General features: G+C 47.7%; 13 protein-coding genes. 7 read left to right on the top strand and 6 right to left on the bottom strand.

What is annotated here, in order from left to right:
* Positions 1-32: 32 nt before the first annotated feature.
* The gene (gene galB / locus ACO1NU_RS04865) at positions 33-2,771 is read right to left on the bottom strand and encodes a beta-galactosidase GalB (protein ID WP_448817339.1); all 2,739 of its coding nucleotides are present in this window, start codon (positions 2,769-2,771) and stop codon (positions 33-35) included.
* Between the two features lie 248 nt (positions 2,772-3,019).
* Between galB and ACO1NU_RS04870 the strand changes: the two genes are divergently transcribed.
* Together ACO1NU_RS04870 and ACO1NU_RS04875 are read left to right on the top strand one after the other, a co-directional pair.
* The gene (locus ACO1NU_RS04870; RefSeq protein ID WP_448817340.1) at positions 3,020-3,373 is read left to right on the top strand and encodes a hypothetical protein; all 354 of its coding nucleotides are present in this window, start codon (positions 3,020-3,022) and stop codon (positions 3,371-3,373) included.
* Between the two features lie 50 nt (positions 3,374-3,423).
* A complete protein-coding gene (locus tag ACO1NU_RS04875; protein ID WP_448817341.1) occupies positions 3,424-4,395 on the top strand; it encodes a helix-turn-helix transcriptional regulator in 972 nt (323 codons plus the stop codon).
* Positions 4,396-4,419: 24 nt separating this feature from the next.
* On the opposite strand, the gene ACO1NU_RS04880 is transcribed toward ACO1NU_RS04875, so the two are convergent.
* Positions 4,420-4,920 (bottom strand): DinB family protein, encoded by a 501-nt coding sequence (locus ACO1NU_RS04880; RefSeq protein WP_448817342.1) that lies wholly within the window; start codon positions 4,918-4,920, stop codon positions 4,420-4,422.
* 131 nt (positions 4,921-5,051) lie between these two features.
* On the opposite strand from ACO1NU_RS04880, the gene ACO1NU_RS04885 reads away from it, so the two are divergent.
* The 5 genes from ACO1NU_RS04885 to ACO1NU_RS04905 are packed head-to-tail and all read left to right on the top strand — an operon-like array spanning position 5,052 to position 12,669.
* The gene (locus ACO1NU_RS04885) at positions 5,052-5,747 is read left to right on the top strand and encodes a response regulator transcription factor (RefSeq protein ID WP_448817343.1); all 696 of its coding nucleotides are present in this window, start codon (positions 5,052-5,054) and stop codon (positions 5,745-5,747) included.
* 2 nt (positions 5,748-5,749) lie between these two features.
* On the top strand, positions 5,750-7,105 hold the full coding sequence (locus tag ACO1NU_RS04890) for a sensor histidine kinase (RefSeq protein ID WP_448817344.1): 1,356 nt from the start codon (positions 5,750-5,752) through the stop codon (positions 7,103-7,105).
* Positions 7,106-7,163: 58 nt separating this feature from the next.
* Complete coding sequence (locus tag ACO1NU_RS04895) at positions 7,164-8,432, top strand: TolC family protein (protein ID WP_448817345.1); 1,269 nt, start codon at positions 7,164-7,166, stop codon at positions 8,430-8,432.
* A 5-nt stretch (positions 8,433-8,437) separates the two neighbouring features.
* Positions 8,438-9,529, top strand: coding sequence for an efflux RND transporter periplasmic adaptor subunit (locus ACO1NU_RS04900; RefSeq protein WP_448817346.1), 1,092 nt, complete (start codon positions 8,438-8,440; stop codon positions 9,527-9,529).
* A 23-nt stretch (positions 9,530-9,552) separates the two neighbouring features.
* Positions 9,553-12,669: an efflux RND transporter permease subunit gene (locus tag ACO1NU_RS04905; RefSeq protein ID WP_448817347.1), complete on the top strand. Its 3,117-nt coding sequence runs from the start codon at positions 9,553-9,555 to the stop codon at positions 12,667-12,669.
* Positions 12,670-12,709: 40 nt separating this feature from the next.
* Here the strand turns inward: ACO1NU_RS04905 and ACO1NU_RS04910 are convergent, their stop codons facing one another.
* The 4 genes from ACO1NU_RS04910 to ACO1NU_RS04925 all read right to left on the bottom strand — a co-directional run bounded on the left by ACO1NU_RS04910 (position 12,710) and on the right by ACO1NU_RS04925 (position 17,097).
* A complete protein-coding gene (locus ACO1NU_RS04910) occupies positions 12,710-13,981 on the bottom strand; it encodes an alpha/beta fold hydrolase (protein ID WP_448817348.1) in 1,272 nt (423 codons plus the stop codon).
* Positions 13,982-13,984: 3 nt separating this feature from the next.
* Entirely contained in the window at positions 13,985-14,542 is a 558-nt protein-coding gene (locus ACO1NU_RS04915; RefSeq protein ID WP_448817349.1) for a hypothetical protein, read from the bottom strand.
* Positions 14,539-14,829 (bottom strand): DUF2089 family protein, encoded by a 291-nt coding sequence (locus tag ACO1NU_RS04920; RefSeq protein ID WP_448817350.1) that lies wholly within the window; start codon positions 14,827-14,829, stop codon positions 14,539-14,541. Before ACO1NU_RS04920 ends, ACO1NU_RS04915 begins: the two co-directional genes overlap by 4 nt.
* Before the next feature lie 174 nt (positions 14,830-15,003).
* Positions 15,004-17,097, bottom strand: a complete 2,094-nt coding sequence (locus tag ACO1NU_RS04925) for an FUSC family membrane protein (protein WP_448817351.1) — start codon at positions 17,095-17,097, stop codon at positions 15,004-15,006.
* Positions 17,098-17,104 lie beyond the last annotated feature (7 nt).

Here is a 17,104-nt window from a genome sequence, read left to right on the forward strand (position 1 = left end):
ACTTGAGAACTTACAGGGTCGGTGAGAGCCAACTAATCGGCAGTAGTATTGATTGTAATCGTTTGGGGCATCAAGCCTTCTGCTTCCGCAACGAGACGGATCTTACCTGTCTGACCCTTTTTCGCACGTACGATGACGAGACAGAGGCCGTTGAATGCTTCGCGTTCGTGGCTGGCAAAAGATACGAAGCTGGCAGGGTCTCCGTTGTCGGTGGCGACAATTTCGCCCGGTCCCTGAATGGAGAAGCGTAGCCGGTTTTTGGCTGTTGGGACCATCTGGCCTGCTGTGTCGCTTATTTTCAGAGTGATGAACGAGAGGTCTGCGCGATCAGAGCGGATATTGTTTCTGTCTGCTTTAAGGTCGAGGAGCTGAGCAGGTCCTGTAGTTCGTACGGTGTCGTTCGCCCAGCTTTTGCCATTCTTATAGGTTACTACCCGAAGTTCTCCGGGTTCATACCGGACATCGTCCCAACGAAAGCGATACTCATATTCCTGCATTTTTTTTCTCCCCTGAGACTTTCCGTTGAGGAACAGCTCGGCCTCGTCTGCAGAGCTGAAAACATGTACCGGTGTGATCTCGCCGGTCCGTGCAGGCCAGTTCCAATGAGGCAGGATATGTGCCATGGGAAGCTCGGGCCGCCAGCGTGCCTGGTACAAATAGAACCGGTCTTTTTTGAAGCCTGCGAGGTCGATGATGCCGAAGTACGAGCTGCGCGCCTGATAGTAGGGACTCGGCTCGCCAAGATAGTCCCAACCACTCCAGACAAAGCCGCCTGCCACGAAGGGGTGTTTATCCATACTTCCAAATACTTTATCAGGCGATGCTCCAAAGGCGACGGTATACAATTCGTAAGCACTGACCTGCAGTCGCACCGAATCTCCACCCTGACTGCCTAATACGGGCGCACTGTTGCCCTTGAAAACAGGGAAGATGTATTCACCCCTGCTACTGAGTGTTGCTGCGTTTTCACTGCTAAGGATCATCTTGTCGGGGAATCTGGAATGAAATTCGGGAAATACAGGTGGCGTATTGATCCCCTTTAATCCGGCGTATGCAGCGCCGTTTCTGATGCCCTCTCCCTGATAGTTGAGGCTGATAATGTCGGAGACGCCAGGCAACGGCATGTGTGCTTTGGCATAGTTCATCGACAGCGTGGTGGGGCGGGTTGTATCCTCATCTTTAACGATCAGATTTAGTTTCCTGGCGAGATTTGCTCCCTGTTCGCCGGTATATTGCTCGCCCACCTCATTACCATAGCTCCACATGATGACGGATGGATGGTTGCGATCACGTCGGATCAAGGCCCGCAGGTCTTGTTCATACCAATCGGGGAAGATCAGGTGGAAGTCGAGCGGTGTCTTTTTCAGTTCCCAGCCATCGAATATCTCGTTTACAACAAGGAAGCCCATGCTGTCTGTCAGCTCCAAAAGCTCAGGGGCAGGTGGATTGTGTGCCATGCGGATGGCATTGCATCCCATCTCGCGAAGGAGCTCCAGCTGACGTTGTGCTGCCAGTTTGTTAAATGCAGCACCAAGCGCACCAAGATCGTGATGCTGGTTAACGCCTTTTAGTTCAATTCGCTGACCGTTGACGAAGACTCCTTTTTCCGGGTCGAATCGCAGGTCGCGGATTCCAAAAGTAGTTTCGTAGGTGTCGGTGGTTTCTCCATTTACTGAGACAGTGGTCACGGCAACATAACGATTGGGCTGTTGTTCCGGCACCGGTCCCCAGAGGCGTGGCTTTGCAAGGGTCAGCGAACCCGACGTCGTTGCCGTCTCCTTGCCGGGAATCTGAATAATTGCCGGCTTGAAACGTGCCACCGGATTGCCGGTCCTTTCGCCTTGACTGTTCAGGATGTAGATGTTAGTGCTGACACTGGAGCTGACCTTTGCGCGCGAAGTGTTTTCCACTGTCAGGTCCAGGTCGATAGTTGCAGCGTTCGACGAGACGTTGCGCGTCTTTATAAATGTTCCCCATTGAGCTACATGAACGGGACTAGTTTTCGTAATCCAGACGTTCCGGTATATGCCTCCTCCGGGATACCACCTGGAGGAACTAGGAGGGTTGTCTAACCGGATCGCCAGCTGATTCGCGGCACCGTAAAGCAGATAGGGGCTCAGGTCGATTCTCCAGGAGCTGTATCCGTAGGGCCAGCCGCCAGCAAGATTGCCATTGATCCAGACCATGGTGTATGACATGGCGCCATCGATGTCGAGGTAAATAGACTTGCCTTTGTCGGATGAAGGGATATCAATTTGTTTCCGGTACCAGGCTACACCATGGCTAGGAAGTCTTCCCATACCGCCTCCTACTTCGCTGTTTTGTCCCTGCTGAAAAGGGCCTTTGATTGCCCAGTCGTGAGGAAGATCAATGGGCTCCCACGTATTGTCATTAAAGTTTTTTTGTACGAAGGGGAAGTCGGTACCCGGATTTCCAGTTGGGCGTGAATGACGCCTTTGAGGATCTTTTATAAAGGAATTTCCAGTTGGCATGATCCAGGGCTTCAGTACGCTGGCTTTTCGTTCGACCTTTACGGCTTCAGTAGGCCTGGAGTCGGCAGGCTTGTCATCCTGTTCATTGATCACAACGGGACGTACGTCGTATATCAGGCTGTCTGCATCCGACATGGAAGCATATTTGAAGAACCGCCATCCTTCATTGATGAGGATTCTTTCGCGCGGCGACTTGGTCTGTGCGAAAAGTTGAAAAGGGCTGAGGGGTAGGGCGAGTAAAAGGAAGATAATCAGTTTACCGTGAAGGCTAGTTCTCATGGTGTTAAATTGCTGTGGCTGTCAGGAGCCTGGTTAGTACAGTTTCTGGGTGTATGATTGCGTTTTGGTCGAAAATACATGTAAGCGGCTTGATCTCCTACGAATGCTGGTGGATTGAAACATTTGTCGCATCCTTTCAGCGATTTGTCCTCCCGGGTGCCCGCGGCGGATTGCGGATTTTTAAACCGCTGTCTGACGTAGATTGACAGTTGTAAAAACTTTTATGACGTTTCGGGCATTTATTTGATATGGAAAATAACGAAAAAGATCCAAATCTGAATAATGGCGTGAAAGGACATCCTGATCCATCAGTTGATGTTCCCTCGGAAATAGAAACGGTGACACCTGATACAGAAAATGGCGGGATGGAGCATTTGAGTGCGCACAAAGGCAGCGAAAATGAAGCTCCGGCTTCTGATAGTGCAAGTACCAAAGGGTCTGCATCTGAAAGCCAGGCTTCTGAGGAACCTGCATCTGGAAGTACTACATCTGAAGCTGAGCCTCAGTCTGAGAATGAGGAAAGCGGCAAGGAGGAACAAGCTGAACCCAAGGAATCTGGAGAGAAAGATACGCGTGATGATGTGGAAACGGTAAGTCCGTAAAGCTGGAATGCAAGTGATCAAATATTTATATTTGGCGAAATACTTGCAAGATGGACGAATCGCCTAAACGCTTTGACCGCATCGTAGCTATTTTGATTCAGCTGCAGTCGCGAAGAATTATCAAGGCGCAGGACCTGGCCGATCGTTTCGACGTTAGCCTGCGGACCATATACCGTGATATCAGAACCCTGGAAGCTTCGGGCGTACCGATCTGTAGCGAGGCCGGGGTGGGATATTCCCTGATGGAAGGTTATCGCTTGCCGCCTGTGATGTTTACGCGTGAGGAGGCTGCGAGCTTTATCGCGGCGGAAAAGCTGATGCAGAAGTTCAGTGATAAGGAAATGGGCAGGCACTATGAATCGGCTGCATTCAAATTGAAGGCGGTTCTGAGAAGTGCCGATAAGGACTGGTTATCGAATATCGAGTCGAGTGTAATGATGCAGCCCGGCTCCAGTCTTTTTCAGGAAAGTGCGTCAAATGCCCTTGCTTTATTGTTCCGGGGAATTGCAGATAAGAAACAGGTGGACCTTCATTATCAGGCCTTTGATGCCGATAATGTAACACAACGCTTTATTGAACCTGTCGGTGTTTTCCACGATCATGACAATTGGTATGTTTTTGCTTTTTGCCACCTCCGTAAGGACTACCGGCAATTCAGGACAGACCGGATTCACAGTATTCGGAATACAGATGAAGCTTTCAGCAGGGAGCATCAACTGCTGGAGAGCTATCTGAAGGATGACCGCGAGAAGGTCCCGACAACGAGGGTGCGCATCCGGGTGGATATGAAGATCAAGAAATATCTGGACTTCGAGAAAAAGTATCACGGCTTTGTGGAGGAGTGCGTAAAAGGCGATCAGGTGGAGATGACATTCCTCTGCCGGAGCCTGGATGAAGGCTTCCCCCGCTGGTATCTGACGTTCGGCGATTACGCCCGGATCATAGAGCCGGAAAGCCTGAAGCAGAAGGTTGTAGATCTGATGACAAAGATTCAGTCAAAAATACAAACGGACCATCAGTGATAAGCTGATGGTCCGTTTTATATGTTATCTATTCCAAAAGAAAGGTGGCTGGATACCCAGTGCTCTTAGATAAACGAATCCCTGACCACGGTGATGAACCTCGTTGTCGATGAAATAAAGAATGTTCTGAATTACGGGGAATTCGTACTCGCCAAAGAGGTTGAATGTCTTGCTGAAATCATCTATTGTGAGCTGATTCCAGTATTCGTTGATTTCTGATGTTGCCTGATCCCACTTTTCGAGATAGCCTGCTTTAGTGGTCGCTTTAACCGCTGCCTCGTTATAGGGCTGAATATCCTGGTTAATAATCCCTTTTAAACCCGGTGCACCGATGGCCAGCAATTCAGAGGTAAGCTCTGCAAAGGTCCTCATTCCGCCGATAGAAAATTCAAAGAATTCCTTTTCAGGGAAGGCTTCGATAACATGTCTGGTCAGATTCCGGTGTCCCTGCCAATGATTCAACAAGTCTTCTTTGCTGATTACCTCTTTGTTTGTCTGAGTTGTTTCTTGTTCTGTTGTGTTCATGATCTGTGGTTTTATTTTCTGATGTAAAGATGAGATGCATGGGTGACAACAGTTTGTCAGCAGGATTTCCAGTGCTCGAAAAATAATGCTTTTTCTTCCTGCACTATAGATTCCGTCACATTATTCAGGATATGTTAACTTTGATAAATATGCCTTTGATTGGATTAGCAGAAGACGACATCAAGATAGCCGGACTTATAAAAAAGGGTTTGGAAGAAAGCGGCTATGCGGTTATTGCTGCAGCGAACGGTGAGGAGGCACTTGCAGCGTTTGCGAACGCAAAGCCGGATCTGGTGATACTGGACGTGATGATGCCAGGCTTAAACGGACTTCAGCTATGCAGTCGTCTACGGGAGGAGCAGCAGGATCTCCCCATTCTGATGTTGACGGCGCTGGGGTCTTTAGACGATAAGCTAACTGGCTTCAAAAGCGGCGCTGATGATTATCTGGTCAAACCCTTTCATTTCAAAGAGTTGCTCGCCAGGATAGAAGCCTTGCTACGCAGAAGTCACCCGCGTAAAGAAGAAGATGATTCTATCTTACACTTTGATGATCTTACACTCGACACGGCGAGTAAAGAAGTATACAGAGATGGTCAGTTGATCAATCTGACAGCCCGGGAGCTTTTGTTGCTGGAGCTGTTTCTGAAGAATCCTAACCGCCTTCTTTCGAGACAGTTTATAGCGGAAAATGCCTGGGATATTAACTTTGACACCGGAACCAATGTAATTGATGTGTACGTGAATTTTCTTCGCAAGAAGATTGAAAAGGGCTTTCGACGGAAGCTCATTCACACCAAAGTCAACATGGGATACATCCTGAAATGAGCATGAAGATCAAAGACCGCCTTGCCCTGTATTTCACGCTTACGAGTACTTTTACGCTCTTAACCGTTCTGTTTGCGATTTACTTCACGTTCCTCAAGTTTATGGAGTCTGACTTTTTTGACCGCCTTACGGATCGTACCATGGTTACCGCAAAGCTCTACCTGGAGGCTGACGAGATATCGTCTGCGGCGCTTGCGAAGGCGAGAGGGCAGTACCTCGAGACACTGAACGGTGAGCGGATCAGGATCTACAACTCAGAGAATAGTCCGGTTTTCATTGATGACCGCGGCCGGTTCTGGAGCACTAAAATCATAGAAAGAGTACGAAAAGAAAAAAAGCTCAAGTTTAAAGATGGCACGAGTCAGGTTGTAGGGATATTTTATAAAGACAATCAGGGCGACTTCGTCATCATCGCGTCGGCAACAGACCAAAGTACCCTTTATCGCTTAGAGAAGCTGAAAAAGGTGATGATATTTGTCTTCGTGACCATATTTATTGGTCTCCTTCTATCCGCCCGGTGGATAGCCAAGCGAACCTTGAGACCCTTAGACCACTTTATAGATGAGGTGAAGCAGATCAAATCAAGTAATCTCCATTTCCGGGTGCATGAGGGGGACAATAGGGATGAGATAAGCCTTCTTGCCTCGAATTTCAACAAGCTGATGGAGCATTTGGAGCAGGCTTTTGTACTGCAGAAGACGTTTATATCGAATGCTTCGCATGAGCTCCGAACGCCTGTGACGAGCATGATGATTGGTGCAGAAGTTGTCCTGGCTCACGAACGAAGTCCTGAAGAGTACAAGCAGGCTCTTGTTTCGCTGATGGAAGATGCTGAAAAAATGAACAGCATCATCACGGAACTGGTTAGTCTTGCGCAGGCAGATGTGGAATATGGTTCTTCCAGGCTGCAGGATATCGATCTTAAAGAGCTGCTTGCTTCTATCGCAAAGGAATGGCAGGATGTCCCTTCCTCAGGAGCATTAGTACTTTCCCTTGACGAATATTCAGGCCACGATGCTGTTATCTCTGCCAACGAGACCCTTTTGAAGATCGCTGTCAATAATATCATATCTAATGCATTCAAGTTTTCTGATCAGGGTCCGGTCTCATGCTCATTGATCTCAGGCAAAGACGCTATCGTTATTGAGGTGGCTGATAATGGCCCCGGTATCAATGAGGTGGAGCAGGCCATGATCTTTGAGCCTTTTTACAGTTCTCCTAAGAAGCAGGAGCATAAGGGAACAGGGATGGGATTGTTTATGGCCAGAAAGATCATCCAGTTGTTTAAGGGGACGATCAGTCTGAGATCCTCAGTGGGCGAGGGAAGTACTTTTATCATCAGCTTTCCTAAATTTTAATCCGGTTTTAATTTCGCTTTAATTCGGGTTTAATGCGCTGAAGATAGCTTTGGTGCAAATGAAAACACGAATATTACTCATTTGTATGCTTTTGCCGGTCTTCGTTTTTGAAGCATCTGCTCAGGATACCTTGCGCCTGAGTGTTGCGGAGGCGGAAAGAATGTTCCTGCAGAATAACGTGCAGCTGATAGCTCAACGATATGAAACGGAGCAGGCGAAAGCAGAGATCATCGCAGCAAGATTGTTCGACAATCCGGAAATAAGTTATGAAAACCTGTTCTACAATCATGAGATGAAGAAGTTCCTGGAAACATCTAAGGCTACCGGGCAGTATAGTGCTTCAATAACGCAAATTATCAAGCTCGCGGGTAAACGGAATAAAAATATCGAATTAGCGGAGTCTGGTGTCAAAGTTTCTGCAAATGCATACGCTGAGCTGATGCGCACCCTACGGTATGAGTTGAGGAGTACCTTTTATAAAGCCTACTATACGCAGCTTTCAGCGTCGGTTTACGACCAGCAGGTGCAATCCCTGCAACAGCTTCTCCGTGCATCTGAAATGCAGCTTGCACGCGGAAATATTGCTGTTAAGGATATTATCCGGATTAAATCGCGCCTCTATAGTCTGATGGGCGAGTATGTTTCCGTTCAAAAAGAGCTGGAAGATTTGAGAAGCCAGTTGAAGCTGCTGGTTCGCATGGACGCCGGAACTACACTCATTCTGGGGGGAAGTGGGATCAATCCGGATGGTTTCAACCCGGAAGAAAAGTCTTATGAGGCACTTCTGGACTCTGCTAAGATCAATCGTGCAGATCTGCAGCTCGCCCGATCCGAGATAGGATTTTCAAAGAACCTCCTGAGGGTGCAGAAAGCGATGGCGGTACCGGATCTGGGTCTATCCCTTAGCTATGATCTAAAAGGCAATTATCCTGAGAAATACACCGGCTTGGGAATTAGTATGCCTATTCCGCTTTTCAACCGGAATCAGGGGGAGATAAAGAAGGCCAAGATCGGTGTGGAGGCCTCAACACTTGGCCTGAAAAGGCAGGAAGAAATTGTGGAGAACGAACTGCACAGCAGCTATCAGGCTGCGTTGCAGATTGCAAAGCTCTACAGAAGCCTCGACGCGACTTTCAATGAGAGCTTTGAAAAACTGATGCAGGGTGTGACTGCAAGCTTTCAAGCCCGGAATCTCAGTCTGGTTGAGTTTCTTGACTTCTATGATGCCTACAAAGAAAGCGCCCAACAACAAAATGATCTTAAATATGAGTTAATGAATGCCCGGGAGGCCATCAACTTTCATACAGGTACCACCATTTTCAGATAAAATACATGAACATACGATTTTTAAAAACGCTAAGCTGCATCTGGCTTGGCACCCTCGTGGTGAGCGCTTGTCAAGAGCCCGCGGCGCCTGCTGTCTCCGAAAAGTTTGTCATTACCGACTCCCTGATCAGCAGACTGCTTGTTGATACGGTTCAGCAATCGAATCAGGTTACAGACCTTGTTTTTTCTGCGAAGATTATTGCAGAAGAAGAGCGAACGGCAGTGATCTTCCCCTCAGTTAGCGGAAAGGTAAATAATGTGTCGGTTAAGCTAGGTGACAGGGTAGAAAAGGGGCAGATACTTGCGACCATAACAAGTGCTGAGATATCAGAGTTCGATAAGCAGGTTATCACATCGTCTGCCGAGCTCCGGAATGCGCAGCGTAATTTGCAACAGGCAGAGGAATTGTTCAAAAGCGGATTGTCATCTGCAAGAGAATTGGAGGAGGCGAAGAATGACTTCCTGATCAAGCAGGCTGAGGACAGAAGTGCGCGAGCAGTATTGAAGTTGCATGGAGGCAGCAGCCGTGGCACTTACCCCGTTTCAGCTCCGCTAAGCGGCTTCATTATTGAGAAGAACGTGAACTCAGATATGCAGCTACGGGCCGACAATGATAATGGGCTTTTCACGATAGCCGACTTATCCCGCGTTTCGGCGATGGTAAATATCTACGAGTCAGATATCCCGAGGGTCAATGAAGGTGATGAGGTAAAGATTTCCATTTTGTCGTACCCTGACCGGGAGTTTTCCGGAAAGGTAGATAAGATCTACAATGTGCTTGATGGAGAAAGTAAAGTGATGAATGCCCGGGTGAGTATTGCTAACCCAAAATTACTCCTCAAGCCGGGAATGCTGGCTACCGTGACCATTGCTGCCAGATCGGGGATTAACCTTCCTGTGGTGGATTCCAGAGGGATCATCTTCGACGGTAATAAGACCTATGTTTTGACTCTGAGTCCATCCAATAAGGTAGAAATCAAAGAGGTGGTGGTGAATCGCAAAGCAAAAGAGAAAGCGTACATCAGCAAGGGGCTCCATGCCGGAGACCGGATCATTGCTTCAAAACAGGTATTTCTTTACGAGACCCTAAAAGATTAAGGGGGCTTTCTATACAAGATACGATGAATAAATTCATAAAGGCCATCATTGGCTTTGCACTAAAAAACAAGTATTTTATCTTCTTCGCCACGTTCATCATGATCCTGGCTGGTTATCTGAGCTTTAAACATACACCAATAGAAGCCTTTCCTGATGTAACCAATACAAACATTACGATCATCACGCAATGGCCGGGAAGAAGCGCTGAAGAGGTAGAAAAGTTCGTCAGCAGACCTTTAGAGATTGCTATGAATCCCACCGAAAAGCGTACGAGCATCCGCTCTTCGTCTTTGTTCGGACTGTCTATTGTAAAGGTGACTTTTGACGATGATGTGGATTATGCTTTTGCGAGGGTTCAGGTAAATAATCATCTGGAAGAGGCTGATCTGCCGGAGGGAATCCAGCCGGAGGTTCAGCCTCCATACGGGCCTACCGGAGAGATATTTCGCTATACGTTGAGCAGTGATCAGAAGTCGGTCAGAGAGCTTAAAACATTGCAGGATTGGGTGATTCAAAGAGAACTTCTTTCGGTACCGGGCATCGCTGACGTGGTAAGCTTTGGAGGGGAAGTCAAGACCTATCAGATTACCGTAGATCCGCAGAAGGCCATTCAATATGGTGTGAGTGCAACCGAACTTTTTGATGCGGTGTCGAAAAGCAATATCAATGTGGGTGGGGATGTCATTGTGCAGAGCGGACAGGCCTATGTGGTTCGTGGTATCGGTATCTTAAATGATATTGATGAGATACGAAACGTAGTGGTTGACAATTTTAACGGTACCCCGGTATATGTTAAGACGGTAGCTGATGTGGCTGAGTCTGCCTTGCCGCGGCTGGGACAAGTGGGACGGGATCACGATCCGGATGTTGTAGAGGGGATTGTTGTAATGCGAAAAGGCGGAAATCCCAGCGAAGTGATTGCAAGATTGAAGGAAAAGATCACGGAGCTCAACAGCACCATACTACCTGGTGATGTACAGATAAATCCGTTTTACGACCGGGAAGATCTGGTTAACTATGCAACGCACACGGTTATGGGGAATATGCTGGAAGGCATCATATTCGTGACGCTTATTGTGTTTCTTTTCATGGCCGACTGGCGAACCACGCTCATCGTGTCGATCATTATCCCGCTTGCTTTGCTATTTGCCTTTATCTGTTTAAAGCTGAAAGGCATGTCGGCCAATCTGTTATCAATGGGGGCTATAGATTTCGGGATCATCATAGACGGTGCGGTGGTCATGGTTGAAGGTATCTTCGTCGCCCTCGATCATAAGGCTAAAGAGAGCGGGATGGATAAGTTTAATCGGATGAGCAAGCTGGGAGTGATCAAGAAAGCCTGTTTGGAAAATGGAAAGGGTATTTTCTTTGCGAAACTCATCATCATCACCGGCTTGTTGCCCATCTTCACGTTCGAAAAGGTGGAGGGCAAGATGTTCTCCCCACTGGCCTGGACGCTGAGTTTTGCCCTACTTGGCGCATTGTTGTTGACCTTCACGCTTGTACCTGCAATGGCGAGTGTATTATTGAAGAAGAACGTTCGCGAAAAACATAATGTATTCCTGGAGTTCGTGATCCATCATACCCTGCGCATATACGATCATTGTTTCAGGCTCAGAAAGCTGGTATTTGGTTTTTCGATCTTCTGCCTGGTGGCGGGTATGCTGAGTTTTAAGTTTCTCGGCACAGAATTTCTTCCCACGCTGGATGAAGGTTCTATCTATGTTCGTGCTACGGGGCCTCTGAGCATTTCTCTGGACGAGACAAAAAAGCTTTCCAATGATATCAGAAAGGTGTTCCTGAGTTTCGATGAAGTGAAGCAGGTGATGTCGCAGACCGGACGACCGAATGATGGGACTGACGCAACAGGCTTTTACAACATGGAATTCCATGTAGACATCTTTCCCAAGAAGGAATGGAAGCGCAAACAGTCGAAGGAGCAGCTGATTCAGCGAATGCAGGAAAGTTTGAAGGGCTATCCGGGCATAAGCCTGAATTTCTCACAACCCATTTCTGATAATGTCGAGGAGGCAGTTTCAGGTGTCAAGGGATCGATTGTGGTGAAGATGTTTGGAGATGACTTCTCCATTATCGAACGGGAGGAAGAGAAAATATTCAATATCCTCAAAGATGTGGAGGGTATCGAAGATCTGGGAATTCTGAGGAACCTTGGACAGCCTGAGTTGCAGATCAATCTGGACCAGAAGAAGATGGCGCTTTATGGGATCACCACTGCCGATGCAAATGCCGTTATCGAAATGGCCATCGGGGGCAAGGCAGCGACAGAAATCTACGAAGGAGAAAGAAAGTTTGATTTGATCATCCGGTACCCGGAGGATTTCAGGAGTGATGAAAATGCGATCGCGAACCTGATGATTCCTACCATATCAGGAGGAAAAGTACCACTGGGAGAAATTTCGGAGATCGGCAAGATAACGGGCCCAAGTATGATATACCGGGATAAGCATCAGCGCTATGGTGCCATCAAATTCTCTATTCGCGGAAGGGATATGGGAAGTGTGATTGCAGAAGCCCAGGCGAAGGTGAAAGAGCATGTTAAACTTGAGAAGGGCTTCAAGCTGGAGTGGGCAGGTGATTTTGAAAACCAGCAAAGGGCTTCAGCCAGGTTGTCTCAGGCTGTGCCCGTCAGCTTACTGCTCATCTTCTTGAACTTGTTTGTATTGTTCGGCAATATCAAGGATTCATTGCTGGTGCTTAACAACGTTCCTTTCGCGATGGTAGGAGGTATACTTGCCTTGCTGGCTACTGGCATAAACTTTAATATTTCCGCAGGGATCGGCTTTATCGCCTTGTTTGGTATATGTGTGCAGAATGGAGTCATCCTCATCACCAGGTTTAAGACCAATATTTCAGAATTGAAGCATAAACCTGACTGGACATTTGTTGACGCGATCCGGGATGGCCTGGAAACAAGAATACGCCCGGTTATCATGACTGCTCTTATGGCCGCGATTGGGTTGATGCCGGCTGCCCTTTCTACCGGGATCGGTTCTGAAGCGTCTAAACCACTTGCTGTTGTTGTGATAGGTGGCCTGATATCGAATACCTTATTTAATTTGTTTGTATATCCGACGGTTGTTTACTGGGCCTACCGGCCGAAGAAGGGTTTGACATCATAGTCAAGCCCTTCTTCACTAAATGAAATGCGTCACAAACAGCCTAAATTCCGCGGATAAATTTGGTTAACTCCCCGACCAATTGTGGATGCAGGGGAAGTTCATTTTGGGAATAGGTAGCCGCATTAAGTTGCCGGTCCGCCGGTGCAGCCTTCAATATGTGACTCATTCCCTCTACGAGCAGCAGTTTAGCCTTGGGCTGCGCATTCTTTAACCGTTTTGCGTTATCTGCATCTACTTGAATGTCATGGGTGCCCTGAACGATCAGCACAGGAATCTGCAGTTTGGCTATCTCCGTTTGGGGATCAAACTTCATCCATGAGCTAAGATACAGATGAACTGAGGGTCTGAAAAGTGCGTCGAAGCCAGCAGTTAATGGCTGGTGGACTTGATTGCCAGATCTGATCGTGTCAAGAATAGTCAGGGCCCGTTTGTTGTCATCAGGAGATAGTGAGGTTTTAAACTGAGTCTTCAACAGATCATAGGCAGAATAACCTGCGCCAGAAAGCGAGATCAGTCCGTCCACTTTCTCCCGTTCGGCAGCCACTATCCCTACCAGGGAACCTTCACTGTGGCCCGCTACAAGGACTTTTGAAAAGCGCTTATCGTTCTTCAGATATTTGATTAATGCCACGGCATCGTTAACCCCGTCATCAAAGCTGAGTTTAGCTTCCGGTGTGCTGTTACTGCTTTGTCCGACTCCCCGTTTGTCGTACCGCAGCACGGCAATATTATTTGCCCGGAGTTCATCACTCAGCTTCAGGAAATAGTCTGGTTTTCCGTTGATGAGCATGGAATTTCCATTTCTGTCGGTAGGCCCTGATCCCGCGATGAGTATTACCACCGGCATTTTGCCTGTTGTAGGGGGCACAGAAAGCGTACCCTTTAAGACGGCGCCTGGTGTGTTCACAGTGATCAGTTGTTCTTCCGCTTTGAGCGCAGTCTGTTGTCGCCTGTCGGCATTTACATAGAAGCCGGCTAGTTGGTTATTACTGTTGAAATGCAGATAGAGGACGGGGCCGGACTTCTCAAAGGGGCAAATAAAGCTGGTTATTCCCTTGTCGGCACTGAAAAACTCACTTGTAAGCAGTGCTCCAAGTTGTCCCTTTAGCTGACTTATCAGGACCGGGAGGCTAGCCGGGCTGATGCTTTTCTTCACTTCATCAGAAAATAGCGTGTATAAACTATCTGACTTCCCCGCATTGAAATAGCCAACGAACTTCTGCGCCGCACTGCGCGTAGCTGGTGTATCCTGAGCATATCCGTTGGTCAGGAGAAGTGCCAGCAGAAGCGTAAGTAGAACAAATCTTTTCATGGTTTATTTGATTAGCAAAGGTCTAATAAGAAGTTGATTTAAAGAGATGGAGATGATTTCTGCCAGCAGCAAGGCTGCAATGAAACTTAGATTAGCTTTCGTTCCCTTAAGGTTTGTGCAGGTTTTAAAGGCATGGAGCATCAGGGCGATCATCCATATCACCGGAACCAACATCAGAATAGCCACAGCCATTACTGCGATATTGATTTCTTGGGGATTGGTGATATGAAGAACCGGGCTGAAGCCGATAATGGCTACCAGGAGCATTGGCGCGCGAGAGAGGGCCATTGTCCCCGCAATATCGATCAGCCTGAAGGAAGACCTCGCAACAAAAAAGGCGACGACGGCAGAGGTAAGCACCATGCTTCCCCACGCAATGAGTTGTTCAAAAGCGAAAATGGATAGGGGGGCCTTCATCCCGATATGGGCGTCGATGGCGCCATCGAAATGGGTTTTGCTGTAGAATGAGATGATGAGGGTGGCTAACATAAAGAGGAAGCCGAGGAGGAGCGCTTTAAGTCCGGCGACGTAGGTGAAAGGTTTAAACAGCCAGGTTTTCATATAATGGGTTTTTCAGTTTGCTCAAGCTTTAGAATCAGGTCGTCCAGGAGATTTCTTACGGTGGGGTAACTCAGTCCCAGCTGCTGGGCCATAAGCTTCAGGCTTCCGCTGCTCTTTACGAAGTCGAGAATGAATTGTTGTTCCTCTGAGGAGAGACGAGCCAGGACAGGAAGTTGAAACTTTCCGGAAACGGTGGTTTCACAGGTGTTGCACCCTAAACTTGTTACCTGCAATGGAGCAGAGCAACTCGGACATAGATCAGGAAGTCTTCTTTGGGTCTTAGACATTGTTTAGGATTGGTTAAACAATATTAAGAAATGATTTAATAAGATGAAAGGTTTTGTGGAGATTTTTATGATTCGGCCTATCCTTGTTGCTGCCTAAATTTAGAATCGTTTTTCCTCTTCATGTGATATCAGGTGCAGAAGTTCTTGGCTGAATCGATTGAAGGCGGATATACATTAAAGCAATTGCTTACAGCACTCCTTGATCTCGTCAGCCAGCTTTCTGAGGGGGAAGGCTTTTTCGTTGAAGTCTGAATCCTGTAGAACACCGGTTGCTAATTCCATCTTGTCAATCGAGGTATAGTCGTCGTTTATAGTATATAGACTGCTTTTCAGGATCTGAAGAGTCTCCTCGATCTGCTTGATTTCTTCATGAGTGTTATAAGAAGATACGGTGTTCAAGCGGAACACAGAGAACAAAGAAGTGACCATAGAACTGAGTTTCAGATTGAGCACCTGGAAGTGGTACACTCCTTTTTCTTTATCCATGCTGCGTCGGGGCTCGCTCTGCATGCTCGCGAAGGCACTTGAAAGACTCGCCAGACTGGTGTAAACTCCCTTTCGTGAAAGCTTGTAAGACGTGACGTCCGCCGGCTTGCCGGTAGCTTCCTCATATAGTTTTTCGAGATACCGGATATTCGACTCAAGCACCTGTTTGATATGAAAGCCAAGTCTTTTACTTTCCCATACGGGGAACAGATATGCGGCCGCGAAGGCTATGATACAGCCCAGGATGGTGTCGTAAATGCGTTCCAGAATAATAGTGTTGTTGTGGCCTGAATACACGTTCAGGCATATCACGACCATGGCTGTGATGAAGATCACTGCGACGAGGTAATTGGTGCGAAGAAACGCCAGAAAGCCCATCAGGAAGAGGACGGTGATAGCAAGCTGAACCTGGATGTTGTGTATAAGCAGGAGCACTGCAAAGCCTGCTACAATGCCCGCGAGACTACCGATAAGACGTTGCTTATTTCTCTTTTGAGTGATATTGAACGACGGCCGTATGACTACGAGGATGGTCAGGAGTATCCAGTAATTGTATTCGCCTAAATTAAACAAATAGGACAAGCCAAACCCCACCATGCTTGCTGCGGTCAGTCTCAGCGCGAACCTGAAGATGGGTGAGCGAAGAGTAAGGTTGTTTTTAATAGTCGAGAAGCTCAGATCCTGCACTGATACGAAGCGGGAGTATTGTACCTGCTTATCGTGGTCACCCATGCCGGATTTTATGGCTTTGATGTATTCGTCGATTTGTCGGATGTTGTTTTTGAGTTTGGTGAGCAGGATTGCGTTGCTGCTGGTCTCCCGGTCAATGATGTACTGAAGCCTGTCTTCCAGCAATTGCGTTTTCTTCAGGTAGCGGTTGATCCGCGGCCTTCTGTTAGTCTGGAGGGCGTCACTGATGACGTGTAGCTCCCTTACCTGCAAATTGATTATTCCATAAACAAGTTCCAGGACCCCGCTTACTCTAAAGTGTTCTCGTACAAACTCGTAATCATAATGTATGGCTGTGATCTGATCATACAGGTCGATTGCGCAGGAGGCTACCTGTATGAGCCTCTGGCCTTCTGTATTATGGGGACTCATGGCCTGCCTGTCTCGGATCAGGAGATTTCGGACGAGTTCCTGTTTATCGTTAATGCGTACATGGAGGGCCAGTATTTTCTTGTAGCAGAGGTCTAAGGGAACGTCCGGATCATAGAAGGGAGCTTTCGCATGAAGAAAGTCGGCTGTCGCAGTGAGACATTCTGCTATAGCATGCTTTAATGACCGTAGAGGCCAGAGTTTGATGTACAGGTAACTCACAAGATAGTACCAAACACCTCCTCCGAGAACATATAAACTGAATTCAAGTCCGTTGGCAGGCTTAAAGCCCCAGCTGAAAATGGCCTGACCGATAAGCGATATACCCAATACGCTAAATCTAGGCCCATAGGCTGTCAGCATGGAACAACTGAAAACCACAACAGAGAAGACGATGGCTAGGAGTAGAGGGTAGGGCCAGCTACAGCTAACCGCCAGTGAGATCAGGAAAAACAGGGGTACGCTGATCAAGAGGCTGATTTTCTTGTCGGCCGGTGTGCCGGCACTTTCTGTGATACCCACATTGAGTGCTCCCAGGCCGACAGTTATCGCCGCATTGGGATGCCCGAGGCTGAATAACACACAAACGGGTACTACCACGCTTAAGGCGATTCTGATTGCGTCAGTAAAGTACTCAGAAACAAAAAATCGTCTTAAAGGTGCAAAGAAAGGGACTGTTCTCATCAACTGG

Source organism: Arcticibacter sp., assembly GCF_053551015.1.

What these genes read in the sequence shown, in the direction of transcription:
- galB (WP_448817339.1), bottom strand. Translation starts at nt 2,771, where the DNA reads ATGAGAACTAGCCTTCACGGTAAACTGATTATCTTCCTTTTACTCGCC.
- ACO1NU_RS04870 (WP_448817340.1), top strand. Translation starts at nt 3,020, where the DNA reads ATGGAAAATAACGAAAAAGATCCAAATCTGAATAATGGCGTGAAAGGA.
- ACO1NU_RS04875 (WP_448817341.1), top strand. Translation starts at nt 3,424, where the DNA reads ATGGACGAATCGCCTAAACGCTTTGACCGCATCGTAGCTATTTTGATT.
- ACO1NU_RS04880 (WP_448817342.1), bottom strand. Translation starts at nt 4,920, where the DNA reads ATGAACACAACAGAACAAGAAACAACTCAGACAAACAAAGAGGTAATC.
- ACO1NU_RS04885 (WP_448817343.1), top strand. Translation starts at nt 5,052, where the DNA reads ATGTTAACTTTGATAAATATGCCTTTGATTGGATTAGCAGAAGACGAC.
- ACO1NU_RS04890 (WP_448817344.1), top strand. Translation starts at nt 5,750, where the DNA reads ATGAAGATCAAAGACCGCCTTGCCCTGTATTTCACGCTTACGAGTACT.
- ACO1NU_RS04895 (WP_448817345.1), top strand. Translation starts at nt 7,164, where the DNA reads ATGAAAACACGAATATTACTCATTTGTATGCTTTTGCCGGTCTTCGTT.
- ACO1NU_RS04900 (WP_448817346.1), top strand. Translation starts at nt 8,438, where the DNA reads ATGAACATACGATTTTTAAAAACGCTAAGCTGCATCTGGCTTGGCACC.
- ACO1NU_RS04905 (WP_448817347.1), top strand. Translation starts at nt 9,553, where the DNA reads ATGAATAAATTCATAAAGGCCATCATTGGCTTTGCACTAAAAAACAAG.
- ACO1NU_RS04910 (WP_448817348.1), bottom strand. Translation starts at nt 13,981, where the DNA reads ATGAAAAGATTTGTTCTACTTACGCTTCTGCTGGCACTTCTCCTGACC.
- ACO1NU_RS04915 (WP_448817349.1), bottom strand. Translation starts at nt 14,542, where the DNA reads ATGAAAACCTGGCTGTTTAAACCTTTCACCTACGTCGCCGGACTTAAA.
- ACO1NU_RS04920 (WP_448817350.1), bottom strand. Translation starts at nt 14,829, where the DNA reads ATGTCTAAGACCCAAAGAAGACTTCCTGATCTATGTCCGAGTTGCTCT.
- ACO1NU_RS04925 (WP_448817351.1), bottom strand. Translation starts at nt 17,097, where the DNA reads ATGAGAACAGTCCCTTTCTTTGCACCTTTAAGACGATTTTTTGTTTCT.